18 protein-coding genes are annotated in these 21,577 nt (G+C 56.2%); 9 read left to right on the top strand and 9 right to left on the bottom strand.

Going from position 1 to position 21,577, the window contains the following annotated elements; all coding sequences use genetic code 11:
* Window positions 1-113 precede the first annotated feature (113 nt).
* Both rpoZ and F822_RS07520 read left to right on the top strand, forming a co-directional pair.
* Entirely contained in the window at window positions 114-320 is a 207-nt protein-coding gene (rpoZ, locus tag F822_RS07525; RefSeq protein ID WP_025041429.1) for a DNA-directed RNA polymerase subunit omega, read from the top strand.
* Window positions 321-459: 139 nt separating this feature from the next.
* Window positions 460-2,613, top strand: a complete 2,154-nt coding sequence (locus tag F822_RS07520; protein WP_025041428.1) for a RelA/SpoT family protein — start codon at window positions 460-462, stop codon at window positions 2,611-2,613.
* 93 nt (window positions 2,614-2,706) lie between these two features.
* Here F822_RS07520 and metH read toward each other — a convergent pair whose 3' ends face one another.
* The 9 genes from metH to F822_RS07475 all read right to left on the bottom strand — a co-directional run bounded on the left by metH (window position 2,707) and on the right by F822_RS07475 (window position 14,843).
* Window positions 2,707-6,438 carry a methionine synthase gene (metH, locus tag F822_RS07515; protein WP_025041427.1) on the bottom strand — a complete coding sequence of 1,244 codons (3,732 nt, stop codon included), beginning with the start codon at window positions 6,436-6,438 and terminating at the stop codon, window positions 2,707-2,709.
* Between the two features lie 169 nt (window positions 6,439-6,607).
* The gene (locus F822_RS07510; protein ID WP_197272799.1) at window positions 6,608-7,144 is read right to left on the bottom strand and encodes a tetratricopeptide repeat protein; all 537 of its coding nucleotides are present in this window, start codon (window positions 7,142-7,144) and stop codon (window positions 6,608-6,610) included.
* 61 nt (window positions 7,145-7,205) lie between these two features.
* Entirely contained in the window at window positions 7,206-7,865 is a 660-nt protein-coding gene (locus F822_RS07505) for a hypothetical protein (protein ID WP_156304372.1), read from the bottom strand.
* Window positions 7,862-9,097, bottom strand: a complete 1,236-nt coding sequence (locus F822_RS07500; protein WP_025041424.1) for an aKG-HExxH-type peptide beta-hydroxylase — start codon at window positions 9,095-9,097, stop codon at window positions 7,862-7,864. Before F822_RS07500 ends, F822_RS07505 begins: the two co-directional genes overlap by 4 nt.
* The gene (locus tag F822_RS07495; protein WP_025041423.1) at window positions 9,094-10,677 is read right to left on the bottom strand and encodes a radical SAM/SPASM domain-containing protein; all 1,584 of its coding nucleotides are present in this window, start codon (window positions 10,675-10,677) and stop codon (window positions 9,094-9,096) included. Before F822_RS07495 ends, F822_RS07500 begins: the two co-directional genes overlap by 4 nt.
* 12 nt (window positions 10,678-10,689) lie before the next feature.
* A complete protein-coding gene (locus tag F822_RS07490; protein WP_025041422.1) occupies window positions 10,690-11,802 on the bottom strand; it encodes a hypothetical protein in 1,113 nt (370 codons plus the stop codon).
* A 31-nt stretch (window positions 11,803-11,833) separates the two neighbouring features.
* Window positions 11,834-12,565 (bottom strand): hypothetical protein, encoded by a 732-nt coding sequence (locus tag F822_RS07485; protein WP_025041421.1) that lies wholly within the window; start codon window positions 12,563-12,565, stop codon window positions 11,834-11,836.
* Between the two features lie 359 nt (window positions 12,566-12,924).
* The gene (locus tag F822_RS07480) at window positions 12,925-14,433 is read right to left on the bottom strand and encodes a YifB family Mg chelatase-like AAA ATPase (RefSeq protein WP_025041420.1); all 1,509 of its coding nucleotides are present in this window, start codon (window positions 14,431-14,433) and stop codon (window positions 12,925-12,927) included.
* 107 nt (window positions 14,434-14,540) lie between these two features.
* Window positions 14,541-14,843 (bottom strand): accessory factor UbiK family protein, encoded by a 303-nt coding sequence (locus F822_RS07475; protein WP_025041419.1) that lies wholly within the window; start codon window positions 14,841-14,843, stop codon window positions 14,541-14,543.
* Window positions 14,844-14,945: 102 nt separating this feature from the next.
* On the opposite strand from F822_RS07475, the gene F822_RS07470 reads away from it, so the two are divergent.
* The 7 genes from F822_RS07470 (at window position 14,946) to F822_RS07440 (ending at window position 21,476) form a co-directional block, all read left to right on the top strand.
* Window positions 14,946-15,953, top strand: coding sequence for an aminoglycoside phosphotransferase family protein (locus F822_RS07470; RefSeq protein ID WP_025041418.1), 1,008 nt, complete (start codon window positions 14,946-14,948; stop codon window positions 15,951-15,953).
* A 19-nt stretch (window positions 15,954-15,972) separates the two neighbouring features.
* Window positions 15,973-16,677, top strand: a complete 705-nt coding sequence (gene murU, locus F822_RS07465) for an N-acetylmuramate alpha-1-phosphate uridylyltransferase MurU (RefSeq protein ID WP_025041417.1) — start codon at window positions 15,973-15,975, stop codon at window positions 16,675-16,677.
* A gap of 108 nt (window positions 16,678-16,785) precedes the next feature.
* Window positions 16,786-18,132 (top strand): Xaa-Pro aminopeptidase, encoded by a 1,347-nt coding sequence (pepP, locus tag F822_RS07460; RefSeq protein ID WP_025041416.1) that lies wholly within the window; start codon window positions 16,786-16,788, stop codon window positions 18,130-18,132.
* Complete coding sequence (locus F822_RS07455) at window positions 18,111-18,488, top strand: hypothetical protein (protein WP_051536711.1); 378 nt, start codon at window positions 18,111-18,113, stop codon at window positions 18,486-18,488. Before pepP ends, F822_RS07455 begins: the two co-directional genes overlap by 22 nt.
* A 96-nt stretch (window positions 18,489-18,584) precedes the next feature.
* Entirely contained in the window at window positions 18,585-19,865 is a 1,281-nt protein-coding gene (locus tag F822_RS07450) for an FAD-dependent monooxygenase (protein ID WP_025041414.1), read from the top strand.
* A gap of 358 nt (window positions 19,866-20,223) precedes the next feature.
* Window positions 20,224-21,237, top strand: a complete 1,014-nt coding sequence (dusB, locus tag F822_RS07445) for a tRNA dihydrouridine synthase DusB (RefSeq protein WP_025041413.1) — start codon at window positions 20,224-20,226, stop codon at window positions 21,235-21,237.
* Window positions 21,234-21,476 (top strand): helix-turn-helix domain-containing protein, encoded by a 243-nt coding sequence (locus tag F822_RS07440; protein WP_025041412.1) that lies wholly within the window; start codon window positions 21,234-21,236, stop codon window positions 21,474-21,476. The genes dusB and F822_RS07440 overlap by 4 nt, the downstream gene beginning before the upstream one ends.
* Window positions 21,477-21,577: the final 101 nt, after the last annotated feature.

Here is a 21,577-nt window from a genome sequence, read left to right as displayed (position 1 = left end):
AATTCCAACGTTCGGCCGAATGGCTGGCGGCGCTACACTTCTCTTTCGCAGGTTGCCTTTAGTTGGTGGGGCATTCTATACTTCAATTTCTATACATTAGCAGAGGCAAGATCATGGCGCGTATTACCGTTGACGATTGTTTGAAAAAAATTCCCAACCGCTTCGATATGACGTTGGTCGCGACCGTTCGTGCAAGACAGCTTTCAGTGGGGGGCACCCCCATGGTGGAGTCCGCGCGGGATAAACCCACCGTCATTGCATTGCGCGAACTTGCACAAGGAAGAGTGGGAATTGAACTCCTCACAATGGGTCCCATTTGATTTTTGAACGGCTTGGCTTTCTTGTAAAAAGCCTGCTTTACACTGTAAGCATTTGTAGAAAAGAATGATCGATTGCCATGAAGGTGATGCCGTCCTGAAAAAAACTGTACTGGTATAACAGGAAATCAAGGAAACGACGATGCGAGCACGAGGTCTGCCGGATTCTTCTGCTACCTTGCCTGAGGCGAATTTCCTTTTTCGCGAGCTGTCGAGCTACCTTAAGCGGGAGGATGTTTCCGAACTTCAGAACGCCTACCTTTTCAGTCAAAGCGCCCACTCCGGGCAATTCCGAAAATCCGGCGAACCCTATATCTCCCATCCGCTGGCGGTAGCCAGCATACTCGGCAAATTACGCCTGGACACCCAGACGCTGGCAGCCGCGCTACTGCACGATGTGATGGAGGATACGCATGTCTCCAAAGCCGAGATCAGTAATAGATTTGGCAAATCGGTTGCGGATCTGGTGGACGGTGTTTCGAAGCTCGACAAGATCGAGTTCCAGACCCATGCGGATGCACAGGCGGAAAATTTCCGCAAAATGCTGCTGGCCATGGCGCGGGACGTGCGCGTCATACTTATCAAATTGGCGGACCGCCTGCACAACATGCGTACGCTGGAAGCGATGCGGGCAGAGAAACGGCGCCGTATCGCGCGCGAAACCATGGAAATCTACGCCCCTATCGCCAATCGGCTGGGGCTCAACAATATCTATCATGAGCTGCAGGATCTAAGCTTCCGTTACCTGTTCCCGACGCGTTACCGTGTTCTGGCCAACGCCACCAAGGCGGCCCGCGGAAATCGCCGGGAAATGGTCACGAAAATCCTGGATACGATCAAGCAGCGTCTTAAAGTGGCAGGGCTGGATGCCGAGGTGACGGGGCGAGAAAAGCAGCTCTATAGTATCTACACGAAAATGGTGGAGAAGAATCTCACATTCTCCGAGATCCTCGATATCTACGGCTTTCGCGTCATTGTCAAAGACGTACCCTCGTGTTATATCGCACTGGGTGCATTGCACAGCCTCTACAATCCCATCCCCGGAAAATTCAAGGACTATATCGCCATCCCCAAGGGAAATGGCTACCAGTCGTTGCACAACACCTTGTGGGGACCCTACGGCACGCCCATCGAAGTGCAAATTCGCACTCCCGAAATGCATCGAATCGCCGAGGCAGGTGTCGCATCTCACTGGCTCTACAAGAGTACGGATGCAGATCTCAACGACCTGCACATGAAAACCCACCAGTGGTTGCAGAGCCTGCTGGAGACGCTCAGCGATTCCACCGATTCGCTGGAATTCCTGGAACATCTCAAAGTTGACCTGTTTCCCGGAGAGGTCTACGTATTTACGCCCCAAGGCAAGATATTAGCGCTACCGAAAGAATCCACCGCGGTGGACTTCGCCTATGCAGTGCATACCGACATCGGGGATTGCTGCGTGGCGGCAAAAATAAACGGCGAAAATGCGCCGCTGCGCACCATGCTCCGAAGCGGCGACCGCGTGGAGATCGTGACTGCGTCACATGCAAAACCCAATCCTGCCTGGCTTAATTACGTGGGCACCGGCAAGGCACGCTCGCATATCCGCCGTTTTCTCAAGACCATGCAATATGAAGAGTCGGCCAAACTGGGGGAGCGCTTGCTGAATCAAGCTTTAATTTCGCTCAAGGTCGATCCCGAAACGATAACTGCGGCGCAGTGGGAAAAACTGGCACGTGAGAGCGGGGCTAAATCCAAGACGGATTTACTGGCGGATATGGGGCTGGGCAAGCACCTGCCGGCGGTAATTGCCAGACGGCTGGCGGTTCCGGGAGAATCCGCCTCCGGCCCGAATGGGACCGGAGGTGTCATCACCATACTTGGCACAGAAGGCATGGCAGTGCAGTTTGCGAAATGCTGCCGCCCCATCCCGGGGGATTCCATTGTTGGCTTTATCAAGAAAGATCAGGGGCTTGTGATTCATACCCATGACTGCCCGGCCGCTTTAAAAAACCGCGGTAACTCGGAAAACTGGCTGGACGTGGCTTGGGGCAAGGATATCAGCAGGCAGTTCGAGGTCAGCATCAAGCTGCTGGTGGCCGATCAACGTGGTGTGCTGGCGAGAGTGGCCGCTGCGATCGCCGAGGCCGGATCCAATATTGACAATGTTGCCATGGACGAAGATGAAGGAGAGGGTACGTACACAACCATGAATTTCATGTTGCAGGTCCGTAACCGCCATCATCTGGCGCAAGTGATGCGCAGCTTGAGGCGTATTCCCGAAGTGGCGAAAATCACCCGCATGAAGAGCTGATCGACTCGTCTCGCATCACCTTTCTACAGAATACCGCATGCCCGCAGTCAGTTGGCCGGCGTCAGCCGACCAACATTCACTTTTCGACCGTAGCTATCGATCATATGCGAGAACGGGCGCCAGCCATTGCTCGGTTTCCTCCAGCGTCCAGCCTTTGCGCTTCGCATAATCTTCCACCTGATCCTTGCCGATTTTGCCTACCGCAAAATAATCGGCGTCGGGGTGAGAAAAATAAAAACCGGATACCGCCGCAGTAGGCACCATCGCGTAAGATTCAGTGATGATAATGCCCGCATTTTCGGGCGCTTTCAGCATTTCGAACAAAGGCCCTTTCTCGGTATGATCGGGGCAAGCGGGATAGCCCGGCGCGGGGCGGATGCCACGATACTCTTCGCCGACGAGTTGCTCGGTATCCAGGTCTTCATCTTTTGCAAAACCCCAGAATTCGCGCCGTACCCGCCAATGCATGTGCTCGGCGAAAGCTTCGGCCAGACGGTCCGCCAGCGCCTTCAGGATGATTGCGCTGTAGTCGTCATGCGCCTCCTCGAATGCTTTTATCCGCGCGTCGATACCCATACCTGCAGTCACCGCGAATGCCCCGATGGCATCCTTTATACCGGTTTCCTTGGGCGCGACGAAATCAGCCAGGCACAGGTTTGGACGCCCGGCCGGTTTCTTGGTCTGCTGGCGCAAATTGTGAAAAGTCATTGCCAGCCGGGTGCGAGCCTTATCCGTGTAGATTTCAACGTCGTCATCATTTACCGTGTTGGCGGGAAAAAGGCCAAACACGGCATTGGCTGTCAGCCATTTCTGCTCGACGATTTTTTTCAGCATGTCCTGGGCGTCGCGGTACAGATTGGTGGCCGCTTCTCCCACCACCTCGTCCTGCAGAATTGCCGGAAACCGGCCGGACAATTCCCACGCCTGAAAGAACGGCGTCCAGTCGATGAAAGGTACCAGTTTTTCCAGTGGATAGTTTCTCAAGGACCTTACGCCGATGAAATCCGGTTCAGGCGGCGTGTAGCTCTCCCAATCGATTTTAAAAGAATTCTTCCGGGCATCCGCTATGGATAGCATTGGCGCAGGCCCCCTTTTATTTTTATGCTGGGCGCGCACTTTTTCGTACTCGGCCTGGAGTTTCTCCACGTAACCCGCCTTCAGATCCTCCGACAGCAAGTTACTGCACACGCTCACGGCGCGGCTCGCATCCGGGACCCATACGGTAATGCCGCTGTAATGGGGAGCCACTTTCACGGCAGTGTGCACACGCGAAGTGGTTGCCCCGCCGATCAATAAAGGAATGGTAAAACCTTCCCGTTCCATTTCCTTCGCCACATGCGCCATTTCCTCCAGCGAGGGCGTAATCAGGCCCGACAGCCCGATCATGTCGGCCTGCTCACGCCGCGCCATTTCCAGAATCTGTGCAGCAGGCACCATTACGCCCATATTCACCACGGCATAATTGTTACACTGAAGGACTACCGTGACGATATTCTTGCCGATATCGTGAACATCGCCCTTGACCGTGGCGATCACGATCTTGCCCTTGGGCCTGGAATCGCCCAGCAGTTTCTTTTCCGCTTCAATAAACGGCAGCAGGTGCGCCACCGCCTGCTTCATGACTCGCGCTGACTTGACCACCTGGGGCAAAAACATCTTGCCCGAGCCGAACAGGTCGCCCACCACATTCATCCCGTTCATGAGCGGCCCCTCGATCACCTGGATGGGGCGCCCGCCTGCCTCAGCGACTTCGAGCCGTGCCGCCTCGGTATCTTCCACGATGTAAGTGGTGATACCCCTTACCAGCGCGTGAGTCAGGCGTTGCTGCAGCGACTCGTTGCGCCAGGCAAGGTCTTCAACGTTCTCCTTGGTCTGTCCCTTGAAGCTCTCGGCAAATTCCACCAGCCGCTCGGTGGCGCTTGCGTCTCCACCTTCTTTGGGGGGGCGGTTCAGCAGCACATCCTCGACCCGTTCCAGCAGATCCTTGGGGATATCCGAATAAACGCCAAGTTGCCCGGCGTTGACGATGCCCATGGTCATGCCGGCGCGAACCGCGTGGTAGAGGAAAGCGGTATGGATCGCTTCCCGCACCGGCTCGTTGCCGCGGAAAGAGAACGACACATTGGAAACGCCGCCGCTCACCTTGACATACGGCAGGGTTTGCTTGATCAGGCGCGTGGCATTGATGTAATCCAGGCCGTAATTGTTATGTTCCTCGATGCCCGTGGCGACCGCGAAAACATTGGGATCAAAAATGATGTCCTCAGGTGGAAAGCCTACCTCATCCACAAGAATGCGGTAGCAGCGCGTGCAAATGTCCACTTTGCGCTCAAGCGTATCAGCCTGACCTGCTTCATCGAACGCCATGACAATTACCGCTGCCCCGTAGCGGAGCGCAAGCTTCGCATGTTCGATGAACTCCGCTTCGCCTTCCTTCAAGCTGATGGAATTGATGATCGCCTTGCCCTGAATACATTTCAGTCCCGCTTCGATCACCGACCACTTGCTCGAGTCCAGCATGATGGGCACACGGCTGATATCCGGCTCGGCGGCGACAAGGTTCAGGAACGTAACCATCGCCTTCTGCGAGTCCAGCATCGCTTCATCCATGTTGATATCGATGATCTGCGCGCCACTCTCGACCTGGTTGCGGGCAACGCTCAGCGCTTCCGAATAATTGTTGTTCAGTATCAAACGGGCGAAGGCCTTCGAACCGGTAACGTTGGTTCGCTCGCCGACATTCACGAACAATGAATCATCGCCAATGGCGAGCGGCTCCAGGCCGGACAGCCGCAATTTTTTTGGAATATCGGGTATGACTCGCGGTGCGATACCGCTCACTGCATCCGCAATCGCTTTGATATGGGCGGGTGTCGTACCGCAGCAGCCGCCGACGATATTGACGAAACCCGATTGCGCAAAATCTTTTATCAGACCCGCGGTGTATTCAGGCGACTCGTCATAGCCTGTCTCAGCCAGCGGATTGGGCAGGCCGGCATTGGGATGCGCGCTGACACGCACACCGGCCACCCTGGATAAATCTTCGATATAGGGACGCATCAACTCCGCCCCCAGCGCGCAGTTGAGCCCGACCGACAATGGCCGTGCGTTACTTACGGAATTCCAGAAAGCCTCCGGCGTCTGCCCGGAAAGCGTACGTCCCGAAGCATCGGTAATCGTTGCCGAAATCATCACAGGAAATCTTGTGCCGTGCGTCTCGAAATATTGATCCACAGCGAACAGTGCTGCCTTGGCATTGAGCGTATCGAATATGGTTTCGACCAGCAGGATATCCGCGCCGCCGTCGATCAGGCCGCGAATGGATTCGGAATAATCCGCCACCAGTTGATCGAAAGTGATGCCGCGGAAACCCGGGTCATTGACATCCGGGGAGATCGATGCCGTCTTAGTGGTCGGACCCAGCACGCCCGCAACAAAGCGCGGTTTTTCCGGCGTTTTCGCCTCCATCGCCTGTGCCGCTTCCCGCGCGAGTTTGGCGCCGGCAAAATTGAGTTCGTATACCAGATCCTGCATGTGGTAATCCGACATCGAGGCGGCGGTGGAATTGAAGGTGTTGGTTTCGATGATATCCGCACCGGCTTCCAGATAGGCATCGTGGATGGCGCGGATAACCTGCGGCTGGGTGAGCGTCAGAAGATCGTTATTGCCTTTGATGTCATGGGGAAAATCGGCAAAGCGAGCGCCACGATAATCCGCTTCGTTGAGCCTGTAGCTCTGGATCATGGTTCCCATGGCGCCGTCCAGCAGCACAATGCGGCGTGCGAGGATTTCTTCCAGCAATTTGGTGCGAGGGGTTTCGTTCATGGCAGTACTACGTTTGAGGTGGAGGTTGATTCTATCACGCCCCTGCGGGCATTTGCCCTAACCATCCCCAACCGTCGCCAGGCGTTGGGTACAAGCCGACAATGCCGCCGCCCACGATCACGACATCGTAGAGTGCGGTTACCGGTTTGCGGGTTTTATTGTTTGGTACCTATGTTTCCCCCAGGCGCTGCAGTTCTTCCAGGGAATAGTGGTAACCAGGGTCCAGTATCAACGCGGCGCGAAAATAGCATACTGCTTCCGGCAATCTTCCCAGATAGCGCAAGCAGACTCCCTTGTTGTGATGTATTACCGCTCGATCACTGTCGATTGCCAGCGAGGCATCATACAGCGGCAATGCTTCCGCATAGCGACCCACATCGAATAAGACATTTGCCCATTCATTGAGTGCTGGCGCATATTCCGGATCAAGGCCGAGCGCAACGCGAAAGGCCGATATCGCGGCTTGCGGTTCGCCAAGGTCGCGGCGAACCAAGCCCACATTACCCCAGTGCATCGGATTCCACGGCGCCAGGTGTAACGCTGCGCTGAAATGGGTAAGCGCGACCGTAAAATCCTTGCGGGACCAGGCAACATTACCTAACCCGCGCCAGACATCAGCCTGGTCCGGTTGCTTCTCTGCGCTTGCCTGAAAGAACAACCGGGCATCCTCGAGCTTTCCAACTCGCCACGCTTCGTAACCTGGCATAAGCGCAGGATCGCTTGGAGGCCAATCATTCCATTGCATGGCGTTAAGGTTGTCTTGTGGGTTATTCCGGGGTTGCTAGCCGGTAGCAGCCCGCCAGCATCGTCATATGTTCCCCCGCAGCCAGAGCGGGCCGCAGGTGCGCCTGCTCCGCGCCGTTCAGGAAAACAATCCGGTTGGACAACCCGGTGATGCGTAGCAGTAACCCGCTTGCTGCATTGTCGCCGCGAAAGACGTGTAGTTGAAGCCCCGTCGACGGTTGGACACCGGGCATCCAGAGGGTCTGAAGGTAGATCAGCAGAGCAATGCGACAGGCTTCCTTTTTGTCGCAGTGCTCGCCCATGTGTTGACCTGGCTCATCGTAATAGGTATAGCAACTGGCACTCCAGGACGGAGCAAGCCGATGGCCGGTGACACGCTCCAGATAGGCCAGTACAGATGCCGACGAGAGAAAGCTCCGTGCGTGCGGTCCGAGATGCGCGCGTACATTATGCTGGGAGATTTCTCCAGGACACTGCTTCGCAACCAGGCTCCAGCTGGCATCCCGCCGTTGCGCAAGCGCCTCGCCGAGAAGATTCATATGCGTATCATGGTTGAGAGCGGGTGGGCCCAATACGGCCGCGCCACGATCAAGGAATTCCATACGCAGCCGGGCAAGCGACGAAGGGTCGATATTCAAACCCGTGCCGGTATCGATCATGCAGTCGGGAGTGAGAGTATTCACAGCAAGCCTTCCTCGCGGGCAAATTCTTCCAGCAGGAGGGCGCCGATCTGCGTCGGCACAGCGTGCTCGCGCAACGTAATGCCTGCCTGAATCACATTCCGTTTTTGTCGCTCATAAATCGTGCCGGCGGTCCATGCATCGGGAAATCGCATCTCCAACCGACGATAATAGCGGCAAACATTGAGAAAAGCATGTACGCCATCCACCAGTCCCCGCAGTGGACGTAAATCCGGCCGCCAGGGGGAGACGAAACCGATGGCTTCCGAGTCTGGATCGCGCGCACGGGCAATCGCATCGTAGCGCCGGAAAATATTCATCCTGATATGGCTCGATTCATGGCACAACAAATCGCCGATATGCTCGACGTCATCGGCACTCATGAATATTGTTCCCGGCAGCTCCGGCGGGCTGTGGCTGCGCGAGTACCCGCGTTGTTTCAGAATACACAATGCCTTGACGTGGCGATGGAGGGCATGGAAGGCGAGCGGCCAGATCTGGTTAAGCAGTTCCAGCGCTGCTTCGATGCGCCCGGCTCCCACGTCAATCTCATCATCCGTTGCGGGTTCGAAAGAGGATAGCAGGGGAGTGACTTCGGCGACTCCATTAAGCACGGGAAAACCTCCAATAGACGGCAGGGCCGCGAGGCGGGGATGACTGAAACCCGCTGGTAATCCGCTTCCGTCATTGACAAGCGTCAGACTCAATCCATCACTCCAGACGAAATGGGTTTTACCGTCATTTTCCACCACCGCCAGTGTGACGCCTGGCGCATCATTGGACAGCACAGCATGGACATGCGGCAGATACAGCGGACCCGTCGAGAAGAGACAACGGGGCAGAATAAAGGTGATGTTGCGTACGTCGGGATGGTGAATGAAATGCCGCACCCCGGACAATATCTTTCCCGCGCCGGGATTACCGGCGTCGTCCGGTTCCGCCCTCGGGGCGGTGTCTATTTCCGCCAGTGGAGTGGAAAACAGCCGGGCGCGGGCATCGGCAGGCAGGTTGTCAAGGGTCGCGATAAGACGCTGCGCGAGCGGGTGCTCGTTCGCGTCCATTGTGTCCATCGCTACGGAGAGCTGGTTCCGTAAGCGTACCGAACGGGCCAGCGTGGAGAATCCGAGCAATATGTCAACGGTTTCGCCGGGCCCGGCCGGGTAACACAGGCCCGCACAGTCCGTCAGTACATGTTTCGGCAGTCCTTCCTTTAGACCGGCGTCGTTGAGCTTCACACTGCTACCGCATGGTATTTTATGGGGGCAAAGTCGCGGGAAAAGCGTTTACCCTCGTTATTGAAATAATTGTAAGTGTTCAGGTGATCGAACGCGATTTCATCGAAGGACAGCCAGCGCATCAAATAGGGATAAAGCGTTTTGTAAAAGGAGCATTCGGGGGTACGGTGGCGGACCGTGCCATAACGCTCCCAGGCCTGCGCGGAACACCCGGACTGACATAGCTGCCGATAGGAGCAGGTGTCGCACCCTTCGAGATCAGTGGGGCGGCGTTCGCGAATTTGCTGTATGACGGCATTATGCCGGGACGGTTGTGATAGGCTTTCCAGGCCGGCATCGAAAATGTTTCCCAGCTTGAGCCCGGGTGATTGCGTGGCACGGCCGCAGGGATAGATATCACCATTGGCGGCAACGGCCTGGAAAGTTTCCCCCGCTCCGCAGTGGGTTCGCATGCAGCGCGTTCTACGCTGTTTACTGGTGAGAAAGTCGCACATGCTGCGGACGTTGTCCTCCAGCAATGGCAATTTTTGCGCCACTACGTGGCTCATCAGGTCTTTGACAAAATCAATAATCTGATCCTGGCTCAAACCAACCTTGTTCCAGTTCTTTCGCGCATCGCCCAGATAGGCCACGGGATTCAGCCGAAAGCCATGGATGCCGAGATTGAGCATGGTGGCGGCCAAGGCCGCCGGGTCTTCCGCATTGGACCGGTTCAGCACCACCAGGCCACCAAAGGGTACCTCGAACCGGTGCAGCAGGTCGATTCCTCTGGCAATCTTGCTGAAGGACTCCTTGCCGTTGACCTGAGGGCGGCTCGAATTCTGCTGTTGTGCGCCTCCATCGAGAGAAATTCCTACCCGGATATCCTCCTCCTTCAGCCAGCGGACCCGTTCCTCATTCAGTAAGGTGGCATTGGTTTGCGTGCTGAGAAATAGCCTGCGGTTGCCTCGTAATGGATGATTACGAATGTATGTCACGGTTTCCTTCATGAGCTCATATTTCAGGAACGGCTCACCCCCGGCAAACTCGAAAGCCAGCGTGTCGCTCTCGCGCATGGCAAATGCAAGATCCACAGTCTTTCGGGCAATATCCCGATCCATGGCCGGCATGGATGAGTTGGCTCCCGCCAGGCAGTAGGGACAGGCAAGATTGCATTTCTCGGTAATGAGCAGCTCGATCAGGTTTCCCTCGTCGTAATTGGGCCCGTCCGCGAACATCCGCCGGTCCACGGCAGCATGTCCATTAAGCGTCAGCAGACCGCGCCGATAGAGTTGGGCGGCAAAATCGAGTGCATTATCCGGACCGTATTGCGATAGATTATGGCGTAACCAGCCAAAGGGCTTTTTATCCAGTTGCCGAAACCACTTTGACTCGCCGGCACTGAGAAATGCCCACGCCGCATTCTCGGGGTGAATGGCAAGCGTCTCGCCCGCGATATCCTCCAGGACAATGCCTTCCGTGCCCAGCACGGTTTGATCGCTTAAGCTGATCGTACCGAAAGGTTCGTAGTGCTTGCTGTGAGCCTCCGCCAAATAGGTACTTTCGGCACTTTCCCTGTAGGGCCTGCTGAAATATTTCATATCGCGATTCTCCTAAACAGCCTCATCGAGGCTGACATCCAGCAGCCAGCCTGGAACGTCGCCACCGGCAATTTTCCAGCCCCCGTTCATACCCGCCGTCAATCGGGACGAAGATACGATTTCATCGGTAAACATACTGTCCATACCGATAATCCGGACCTGTTCGGGATCATAGATCAGGCTTGTGCCGTTGTTCTCACGTATCACGCATCCGCCGCGAAAAAGGCTGTAGCCGTGATTGGGGATCACCAGCAGGGGAGATGCCAAATATCCCAGTATCTCCTGCGCTTCCGCCGGCCAATAGTGTGTAAGTACCGCGAAATAGCGCCGGGCCAGATTTGTCGTGGCGGGACAATCCAGCCGGCAGGGAAAATGCTGAATAATTTCCCACCCAAAATAGCGCGAAAAAATGTTTGTGGTCCAACTCAGATTATGCACCGTCGGCGCCGCTTCCGATTCCTCCAGCAGCATGAGGCCTACGTCCCCTTCGTGGTTCGAAGCAGCGATTGGCCAGCGGTCTTCGAACGCTTTGCAGCAGCAGGACGGATAACCGAGCAGTCTTCCCAGGAAGCTTTCCCATCCAAACAGCTGACATAGCCATGCCATCAGCACGGTTTGTTCGTCGGGAGCAACCAGCAATCCACGCCATGCGCCGGAACCGGCCCGTGCGCTGGTTACCTTTGTCATGCGATTACTGTAGCCACCCTTGCATGAATCGTGTTGCGGCAGGAATTCGTGCGGACCAAGCAGCGTGTAGTAACCGCGGGCCCGCATCCAGGCTGCCAAGGCGGTCAGGCTTTGCTCGCTGCCATGGATCAGGGCCAGAGGCTTGGCGCCCGCAAGTAAAAGGCGCAGCTGCGTTTGCCGCAACAGTGCTTTATCCGTCTCGGTTCGCCACGCTATCGGACCCAACAGGCTCGCGTCATCGATACAGACCGATACCGCGCCCATAGGCGGAGGCAGCGACGCCGGCACGACATCGGATTCCCACTGCCACTCGCGCAGCGCTGTCGCAGGATCAATTTCGAGTAACCGGCGCAACTTTTCATCCTGGCAGGCCGCTTCGACAAAAGCGCGAAGCGATCGGGCGGCACGACCTGACCAGGTCGCCCCCTCAACCAACATGGAGCGGCATATGATTCATCGGCCGGGTTGGCTAACGTGTAATGTGGAAGCCGCGTACGTGCAAATCCACCGGGCCGGCAGCCGGAATGGCGACCTGGCCTCCGTCCGGCAAGGTGACGTTGATGAGCCCGGCGCCCACGTTAACCCTGGGATCGAAATTGGCATGCCCCCCGCCATTGACGAATCCCGGAGGGCCGGAATTCACATGCGAGCCGGCCCTGGCAAGATCGCCTACATTCACGCGATTGCCGATGCCTCTGGCCGGATCGAAATTGGCATGTCCCCCGCCATTGACGAATCCCGGCGGGCCGGAGTTCACATGGACACCTGCCCTGCCGAGATCACCGACATTCACGCGATTGCCGATGCCTCTGGCTGGGTCGAAATTGGCATGACCGCCGCCGTTGACGAATCCCGGCGGGCCGGAGTTCACATGGACACCTGCCCTGCCGAGATCGCCGACATTCACGCGATTGCCGATGCCTCTGGCTGGGTCGAAATTGGCATGGCCACCACCGTTGACAAATCCCGGCGGACCGGAATTCACATGACTGCCGGCAGCGCCTATATTGCCGAGATTGCCCAAGCGGGATGCGATGGCTTTGTTGGTCTCAGCCGCAATAATGGAAGTCAGATCGCCGATCGTAAGATCGGCCAGTCTGGCATTTGCAGCCAGTGAACGAGGCTGCGGCGCTCTCGCTGCCTGTGGATCAATTTCCGGAACGGGTGCTGGAGAATCCTCCGGTTTCTGCTCATCAGACATTATTAACTCCTTTTTATGGAAAGTAGCAGCGATAACTCAAGGGAATTGGGGAATGTAATATCAGGCTGGATTGAGACTGCGATGTTTGTCCTGCGGGATGAACACAGGCTTCTCCCCGGTTTGTTTCTTCCAGCATGTTTAAAATTAGTATACGGAATTATCGCTGTCAAGCCGTTTGATAAAAAATATTTTACGCCGCAAAGCAGAGGTACGTCGGATTCAATAGATCTGGTTTTTTCAGGGTAGCCGGCGTAACTCGACAAAACCATCTGAATGACAAAGGTGGAATCGAATGGGCTCGCCAAGTTGCGCCATATTGATCCATGTGATTGAGAGTGGCTTGATACACCCTGGCTGGTCTAATTCCTGTCCAGCTTCCGGTACTGCACCGCTTCCGCAATATGGGCGCTGGCTATGGTTTCGCTTGCCGCCAGATCGGCGATGGTGCGTGCCACTTTCAGGACGCGGTGATAAGCGCGTGCGGAAAAATTCAGGCGGCTGATGGCTTGTTTGAGCAAAGTCTCCCCCAGCGCATCCGGCACACAGTACCTATCGATATCCTTTACTGCCAGATGGGCGTTGGCCTTGCCTTGCCGGGCTATTTGGCGCTGATAAGCCAATTCAACCCGTTCCCCGATCGCCTTGCTCGTTTCGCCTTGCGCCTGGCGCATCAAATCTTCCTGTGGTACGGCGGGCACCTCCACCTGTATATCGATACGATCAAGCAACGGGCCCGAGATTTTGCCGCGGTAGCGCGCCACCTGGTCGGGAGTACAATGGCATTTCCCGCTGTAATGTCCCAGATAACCGCAGAGGCAGGGGTTCATCGCCGCAATCAGCTGGAACCGAGCGGGAAAATCCGCCTGGCGTGCCGCACGTGATATGGTAATACGTCCCGATTCCAGCGGTTCGCGCAATACTTCCAGAACCTTGCGGTCGAATTCCGGCAGTTCGTCGAGAAACAACACCCCGTTCATCGCCAGCGAAATCTCGCCGGGGCGCGGATTGCTGCCGCCGCCGACCAGCGCAACACCCGATGCCGTATGGTGCGGCGAGCGATAAGGGCGGCGTTTCCAGTTGGCAACGTTGAAGCCGCCACTGCTCAGGGACTGCATCGCCGCGGATTCAAGTGCCTCATCCTCGGTCATGGAGGGCAAAATGCCGGGAAGGCGCGCAGCCAGCATGGACTTGCCCGTGCCGGGCGGACCCACCATCAACACGCTGTGGCCGCCTGCCGCCGCGATTTCCAGGGCACGCTTGGCGTGCGCCTGGCCTTTCACCTCTTCCATGCCCGGATGCTGGAACGTGCTCGTTTCCGTGCCTGCTACGCTGGATGCCGTATAAAGCTGCAACGGCTCGCGCCCGGCAAGGTGTGCGCAAATCTGAAGCAGCGATGTCGCCGGATAAACGGCGGCTTCCTTGACCAGGGCGGCTTCAGGCGCGTTTTGCGCAGGTAGCACGAAACTTCGTCCGGAACGCGCTGCGCCGTACGTCATTGCCAATGCGCCGCGTATCGCGCGCAGCTCTCCAGTCAGGGCGAGTTCACCCGCCCATTCATATCTGTCGAGCTTGTCCGAAGGGGTTTGGCCCGTTGCCGCCAGTATGCCCAGTGCGATAGGCAGATCGAAGCGCCCGCTCTCCTTGGGCAAATCGGCGGGGGCGAGATTGACGGTGATGCGCCGGGCGGGAAATTCGAATTGCGCGTTTTGCAGCGCCGCCCGCACCCGGTCTTTACTTTCTTTCACTTCCGCTTCCGGTAGTCCGACGATGGTAAAGCTGGGCAGACCGTTTGCGATGTGAACTTCCACCGTGACCAGTGGCGCCTCCATGCCGGAGATCGCTCGGCTATAGAGAATAGCTAGCGGCATGCAGAAAGATCCTCAACCAGAAGCAACAGGATCAATAGGAATAGTACGGCGGAATCGAGTCGTTGCTGGATGTCCGAAAACGCGACATTTTAATATCGAATAGCTGATTATTCCGTCTCCGACAGATCATCCAGCGTCTCCACCGGAACATCGAGCGTGCCTGCCGATTTATCCGACTTAGCGGCAGCTTCAAGCGCGGCGACCCTGGTTTCCAGCGCCGTCAATTTCTCGCGTGTGCGTTTGAGTATTTCCTGCTGCACCTCGAATTCTTCGCGGGTTACCAGATCGAGGCGGGTGAATAATCCCGAAAGCATGACCCGCATGTTCTTTTCCACATCCTTTATAGGATTCTGTGACAAAAGCTCATTGACCTTGGTGACGATTTCGTCCACTACTTTTTGACTAGCCATGGTTATCTCCATAATTTTTGCTCCCTCACCCGGCCGGGTGAGGAGTGACGCACGCGTGCTAAAATCTCATACTTCGGCAAAATAGGCAATCAGCGAACTATTATGGAGCGTTTTCGCCTCCTGGAAAACTGGATCGGGACACAATTTCCCGGTAAACCCTTCACATTGGCGCCCGCCTCCGCAGATGCGAGTTTCCGCCGTTATTTTCGTGTGACGTTCAGCGACGGGACGCTGATCGCAATGGATGCACCGCCGCCTCAGGAAGATTGCGCGCCTTTTGTGCACGTGGCCGGGTTATTCGCCGCGGCAGGCGTGCATGTGCCGGAAATCCTGGCGCAGGATCTGGCGCAAGGTTTCCTGCTGCTTTCCGATCTCGGAAGCACAACCTATCTCCAGGCGCTGAACGGCGATGCAGATGATACTGATTGCTTATACCGTGACGCGGTGGCGGCGCTCATTAAAATCCAGCTTGCGAGCTACGCGAATGTAGTGCCGGATTACGACGAAGCGCTGCTGTTGAGAGAGCTGAACCTGTTCCCGGACTGGTATCTGGGCAGGCATCTGCATGTCGTGCCCGGGTCGGCTCAAAAAGCGGAACTGGACCGCATTTTCCAACGAATCATCCAGAACAACCTGGCTCAACCCAGGGTGTTTGTGCATCGTGACTATCATTCGCGCAACCTGATGGTGACCACCCCCAATCCGGGCATTATCGATTTTCAGGATGCGGTCTATGGACCCATTACCTATGATCTGGTGTCGCTGTTCAAGGACGCGTACATAAGTTGGAGCGAGGAACGCATACTGGACTGGCTGATCCGCTATTGGGAACAGGCGCGCAAACTCGGGCTGCCGGTGGCTGGCGATTTTGCCGATTTTTATCGCGATTTTGAATGGATGGGCGTACAGCGCCATATCAAGGTGCTGGGGATCTTCTCGCGCCTGAATTACCGTGACGGCAAAAGCGATTACCTCACCCATATACCATTGGTGGAGGAATATTTGCGAAAGGCGTGCGAGCGCTACCGCGAACTTCATCCTCTGCTGACGCTGCTGGACGAATGGACGGTCACCAAATCGACGGAAGCGAAAGTTGGCTACACCTTCTGAAAATGTCTCCTTCAAGGCCATGATCCTGGCAGCGGGGCGCGGCGAGCGCATGCGTCCCCTGACGGATACATTACCCAAGCCGCTGCTGCGCGTGGGGAATAAGGCGCTGATCGAATATCAGCTGGAAAGTCTTGCGCGCGTCGGCTTTGCCGACATCGTCATCAACCATGCTCATCTGGGGCACATGATCGAGGCTGCGCTCGGCAACGGCGACCGTTATGGTGTAAACATCCGTTATTCGCGTGAGCCGGTCGCATTGGAAACCGCGGGCGGCATCGCCCAAGCGCTACCCTTTCTGAGACATGAGCGGGAAAATCGGGGGGGTCAACCGTTCCTGGCGGTTAATGCAGATATCTATTGTGAAATCGATTTTTCCTCCCTCCTCCCGGTTTTACGGCACATGCAAGCCAGCCTGGATGGCGATCTCGCCCATCTGGTACTGGTCGATAATCCTCGTCATCATCCCGAGGGCGACTTCACCCTTGATTCCGGCAGAGTGGCGCTTTCGGGGAAAAATAACCTTACCTTCAGCGGTATTGGCGTCTACCAGCCAAAGCTCTTCGCCGATATCGTGCCGGGTTCCCTGGCGAAACTTGCGCCCCTGCTGCGCCAGGCAATTTCATCGGGTAAAGTGAGCGGCCAACATTACCAAGGCGTATGGATAGACGTAGGCACGCCGGAGCGGCTTCAACTGATCGATTCCCGGCTAAAACACACCTATTGACTAACTCTTCCGTAGGATGGGTGAAGCAAAGCGCAACCCATCAAAAATCGACCAAAAACCACCGGGATATTTTGCTTTATCCGGCAAATGCTGTAAGAATCTTTATCCATGATCCCCATTCAAGCCTTCAGCGAACGGCGCCATCGTCTGGCATCCCAAATGCGGAAGGGCGTTGCCATCATTCCTACCGCGCCGGAGCGGGTGCGAAATAGAGATGCGCATTATCCCTATCGCTTCGACAGCTATTTTTATTACCTGACAGGCTTTGGCGAGCCCGAGGCAGTACTTGTGGTCGTGGCAGGGGCCGGTACGGATGCACCAAAGAGCATCCTGTTTTGCCGCGAGAAAAATGTCGAATATGAAATCTGGAATGGGTTCCGTTACGGGCCCGAGGGTGCCCGGGAAGCATTCGAGTTTGACGAAACATATCCCATCGCCAAGCTGGACGAAATGCTGCCCCAACTGCTGGCGGACCAACCCGCCGTTTTTTGCGCGCTGGGCGACGACACGGCGTGGGACGCGCGCGTGATTGGCTGGGTCAACCGGGTGCGGCAACAATCGCGTAGCGGTACTGCCGCGCCGGCCGAAATTCGTGACATCCGGTTGCTGCTGGATGAGATGCGCCTGTTCAAAAGTACGGAAGAGCTTCAAGTCATGCGCCGTGCGGCGGAGATTTCCAGCGGCGCCCATCGCCGTGCCATGCAGAACACGCGTCCCGGCATGGGCGAATATGAAGTGGAGGCCGAATTGCTGCACGAGTTTCGCCGCCATGGCGCGCAGGCGCCTGCCTATACATCCATCGTTGCGTGTGGGGCGAACGCCTGCGTACTGCACTATGTCGAAAACAATACCAGGCTGAAGGCCGGCGAATTGTTATTGATCGACGCCGGTTGCGAATTGGACGGCTACGCCGCCGACATTACGCGGACCTTTCCGGTGGACGGAAAATTCAACCCGGCACAACGGGATTTATACGAATTGGTATTGTCCGCACAGGCAACAGCGATAAAGGCGGTGCGGCCGGGCAACACCTGGGATGCCCCGCATAACGCCGCATTGCAGGTGCTGGCTCAAGGTTTCATCGATCTCGGCCTGTGCCACGGCAGTGTAGATGAAGTTATCCGATCGGAAGACTACAAGCGTTTTTACATGCACCGCACCGGCCACTGGCTGGGATTGGATGTGCATGACGTGGGCGAATACAAGCATAACGGAGAATGGCGCCCGCTGCAGCCGGGAATGACCCTGACAGTGGAACCGGGGTGTTATGTCCGCCCGGCCGACAATGTCCCACGGCATTTCTGGAATATCGGTATACGCATCGAAGACGACGTGGCAGTGACGGAGACCGGGTGTGAAGTATTGACGGGAGCCGCGCCCAAAACGGTAGCGGAGATTGAAGAACTGATGCGCGATCGGAAAAAATCGAAATCATGGACGAAAACGATCGGATAATCATAAAGCGCATATCGCGGCAGGGAAATGCCGGCGGTCCCGAAGACGAGACCGTGCATATTTTTCGTGCCGATGGTGGCAGCCCTGGCAAGCGCTGGCTCACTTACCTGCTCCTGGCCCCATTTTTGATCATCATGGTGGTTCTGGGTATTTTCTTTTTTACCGCATTTCTTGCGTTATTCGCGGTCGCTGCCGTTGGATTTGGACTCAGGTTATGGTGGCTGCGCCGCAAATTGCAAAAATCGATGGATGCAGTGGAAGCACCCTATGTCGTTATCGAGGACGCCGAAATTATCGAGGAAAGCATTGACAGGGCAAATCAAAACAAGCGCAATGATCGCCATGAGCAATCATGAACCGCCTTGGGCCCCATGGGCGATAGGTGGCAACAAAGATGAAGTGTGGCAAAAATGAGGCATCGAGCAAGTCCTCTTAAAATCTCCGGCTAAAACATGAGCACCCATCATTACGATTACGACCTGATCATTATCGGCGGCGGCCCGGTAGGGATGGCATTGGCACTCGCACTACGCGGCAGTGGCACATCCGTGCTGTTGCTGGAAGCGCGCGGAATGCCTGCAAAAACGGAAGACTCCCGTCCGTTGGCGTTGTCTCATGGCAGCCGGCTCATCCTGCAGCGTTTAGGTGTCTGGGACAAGCTGCCGGAAGTCACGCCCATCCTTACCATTCATATCTCCAATCGAGGCGGGTTCGGCCGAACCGTATTGACCGCTGACGAAACCGGTGTGCCGGCTTTGGGTTACGTAGTCAGTCACCATGATGTGTTTCGGGCCATGCATGAGGCGTTGCAAAACTGCAATGTCGACTACCTGGCGGGGGCACAGGTAACCCGGCTGGAAACGTCTGCCGGGCTGGGCCAGGTTGAATTTCAGCATGATGGGGTCACAAAGAAAGTAACGGCGCGGCTGCTGGCGGTTGCGGACGGCGGCCGCCTCACTGCGCAAATCGAAGGCGTAACCCAGCACGTGCATGATTACCAGCAGTGGGCTATCGTTGCACAGGTCAAAACGGAGCGCTCCGGGAGCATGCCGCCCGCCACGGTAGCGAAACCCCCCACCGCCGCATTACGCCGGTCCGCAAAACGAACTTCGCAAACGACGAACGCCAGCGGCAACGGCCCTGTGCGTACTCAGCACGACATCGCTTATGAGCGCTTTACGCCGGATGGCCCGGTGGCGCTGCTGCCTTCGGGCGACCGCTTTGCATTGGTGTGGACCGTTTCTCCATCAGCGGCCCAGGAAATTCTTGCACTGGATGACGCAGCCTTTCTTGCCCGGCTACATGGCCATTTCGGCGACCGTCTCGGCAAATTCATCGAAACCGGCAAGCGGGCCGGTTTTCCCCTCGCATTGAAATACGCCACGCCCGTCACGGCTTGCCGCGTCGTATTGATCGGCAACGCGGCACAAACTTTGCACCCCGTTGCGGGACAGGGTTTCAACCTGGGGTTGCGCGATGCGTGGGAACTGGCTGAAGAAATTATTGCATCGCCCGCCGACATAGGCACGCCGTTAATGCTTGCCAGATATGGTGATAAGCGCCGGACGGATAGTAGCGTCGGGCGGATATTCACCGATTCATTGATAAAGCTTTTTTCCAACGACGATCTCGTGCTGGGCGCCCTGCGGAACAGCGGGCTGAGCGCGCTGGATTGTTTGCCGCAAGCCAAGCGATTCGTCGCGCGGCGTATGATGTTCGGTGCGAGAGGATAACCGGACTATAACCCGGATGTTTCATAAATTGATGCGCGCCCTCGCTGGTCTTTTGTTTCGTATGAAAATTTCGTTCAGTCGGGCATATGAATAACTACGCCACCCTTTCACAAAATCCCCCTACAAAACAAAATCCTGCGCAATCATCACGCGAATTTATAAAACGTCCGGGATAAAACCCGAAGATGCTGCCTGTAGCGAGTCGGTGCAGTTAACTGAATTATCGTCAGCCCGTAAAATCCTGCATCTATCCATTGATGGCGCAGTGGTTTTAGAAGTCATGATCATTTCCTGTTAAGATTGCACCTATTTTGTTTCTCTGTGCGCTTTGCCGTCGGCATTGCCGTCAAATCAAGTCATGCGAATCGGTTCTCACATTCTCAAAAACAAGCTGATCGTCGCACCCATGGCAGGGGTGACTGATCGTCCTTTCCGGCAGTTGTGCAAGAGCATGGGCGCGGGTATGGCGGTATCGGAAATGGTGTCGAGCAATTCGCTGCTGTGGGGTTCCGAAAAGACGCGGCGCCGGGCAAATCATGAAGGTGAAGTGGACCCGATTTCGGTACAGATTGCGGGTGCCGACCCGGCGATGATGGCTGAAGCTGCCCGCTACAATGTGGCGCAAGGGGCACAAATCATAGACATCAACATGGGCTGCCCCGCCAAGAAAATCTGCAATGTCATGGCAGGTTCCGCGTTACTGCAGGATCAACCCCTGGTCGGGCGCATACTCGATGCCGTGGTCGGCGCGGTAGATGTTCCCGTTACCCTGAAAATCCGTACCGGTTGGGACACCCAGCACAAAAACGCGCTCGCGGTGGCGAAGATCGCCGAGAGCGCCGGGGTTCAGGCGCTGGCCATCCATGGACGCACTCGTGCTTGCGCCTACACCGGCCATGCGGAATATGACACTATCGCCGCCGTAAAGGCCGCAGTGAAAATCCCGATTATTGCCAATGGTGACATCACTACCCCTGAAAAAGCAAAACACGTGCTCGAATATACCGGCGCTGATGCCATCATGATCGGCCGCGCCGCCCAAGGGCGACCCTGGATCTTCCGCGAAATCAACCACTATCTGGCAACCGGGAAGCATCTGCAGTTGCCCGAAGTCGCCGAGATTCACCGTGTGCTCATCAAGCATCTGCATGATCTATATAACTTCTATGGAGAATATTCCGGCGTGCGCATTGCCCGCAAGCATATCTCCTGGTACACCAAAGGGCTGGTCGGTTCTGCCGGGTTCCGTCATGCCATGAACCAGTTGCAAAGCACGGACCAGCAGTTGTCGGCGGTGAATGAATTTTTTACCAGACTTGCCGGCTATGGACGGCGGTTGACTTACGTTGAGGCTGAGGAACTCGTCGCATGAGCATTATTAATGAAAATGACATCGCCCGGTGCGTACGGAAGGCCGTGGAAGATTATTTCAATGATCTGGACGGCGAAAAACCGCACGCCATCCACGATATGGTAATACGCAGCGTGGAGAAACCGCTGATCGAACTGGTAATGAAGCATGCCGGCGGCAACCAGACCCGAGCTTCGGAGTTGCTTGGTATCAACCGCAATACGCTCCGCAACAAGATGAAGCAGTATCAGATCAAATAGTCCAGGATAGTTCACGTCCGCCACCATCACAGCAGTACAGGTAACCGAAGCATGAACCGCCGCAGCAGTGGCGCTATATACTCAATTCCAATAATGACCTC

The sequence above is a fragment of the Nitrosospira briensis C-128 genome (assembly GCF_000619905.2).
In the GTDB taxonomy this organism is placed as follows: Bacteria; Pseudomonadota; Gammaproteobacteria; order Burkholderiales; family Nitrosomonadaceae; genus Nitrosospira; species Nitrosospira briensis.
Note: the sequence above shows the minus strand (reverse complement) of the source record. Positions and strands in the feature narration are given on the sequence as shown.

What these genes read in the sequence shown, in the direction of transcription:
- rpoZ (WP_025041429.1), top strand. Translation starts at nt 114, where the DNA reads ATGGCGCGTATTACCGTTGACGATTGTTTGAAAAAAATTCCCAACCGC.
- F822_RS07520 (WP_025041428.1), top strand. Translation starts at nt 460, where the DNA reads ATGCGAGCACGAGGTCTGCCGGATTCTTCTGCTACCTTGCCTGAGGCG.
- metH (WP_025041427.1), bottom strand. Translation starts at nt 6,438, where the DNA reads ATGAACGAAACCCCTCGCACCAAATTGCTGGAAGAAATCCTCGCACGC.
- F822_RS07510 (WP_197272799.1), bottom strand. Translation starts at nt 7,144, where the DNA reads ATGCCAGGTTACGAAGCGTGGCGAGTTGGAAAGCTCGAGGATGCCCGG.
- F822_RS07495 (WP_025041423.1), bottom strand. Translation starts at nt 10,677, where the DNA reads ATGAAATATTTCAGCAGGCCCTACAGGGAAAGTGCCGAAAGTACCTAT.
- F822_RS07490 (WP_025041422.1), bottom strand. Translation starts at nt 11,802, where the DNA reads ATGTTGGTTGAGGGGGCGACCTGGTCAGGTCGTGCCGCCCGATCGCTT.
- F822_RS07485 (WP_025041421.1), bottom strand. Translation starts at nt 12,565, where the DNA reads ATGTCTGATGAGCAGAAACCGGAGGATTCTCCAGCACCCGTTCCGGAA.
- F822_RS07480 (WP_025041420.1), bottom strand. Translation starts at nt 14,433, where the DNA reads ATGCCGCTAGCTATTCTCTATAGCCGAGCGATCTCCGGCATGGAGGCG.
- F822_RS07475 (WP_025041419.1), bottom strand. Translation starts at nt 14,843, where the DNA reads ATGGCTAGTCAAAAAGTAGTGGACGAAATCGTCACCAAGGTCAATGAG.
- F822_RS07470 (WP_025041418.1), top strand. Translation starts at nt 14,946, where the DNA reads ATGGAGCGTTTTCGCCTCCTGGAAAACTGGATCGGGACACAATTTCCC.
- murU (WP_025041417.1), top strand. Translation starts at nt 15,973, where the DNA reads ATGATCCTGGCAGCGGGGCGCGGCGAGCGCATGCGTCCCCTGACGGAT.
- pepP (WP_025041416.1), top strand. Translation starts at nt 16,786, where the DNA reads ATGATCCCCATTCAAGCCTTCAGCGAACGGCGCCATCGTCTGGCATCC.
- F822_RS07455 (WP_051536711.1), top strand. Translation starts at nt 18,111, where the DNA reads ATGGACGAAAACGATCGGATAATCATAAAGCGCATATCGCGGCAGGGA.
- F822_RS07450 (WP_025041414.1), top strand. Translation starts at nt 18,585, where the DNA reads ATGAGCACCCATCATTACGATTACGACCTGATCATTATCGGCGGCGGC.
- dusB (WP_025041413.1), top strand. Translation starts at nt 20,224, where the DNA reads ATGCGAATCGGTTCTCACATTCTCAAAAACAAGCTGATCGTCGCACCC.
- F822_RS07440 (WP_025041412.1), top strand. Translation starts at nt 21,234, where the DNA reads ATGAGCATTATTAATGAAAATGACATCGCCCGGTGCGTACGGAAGGCC.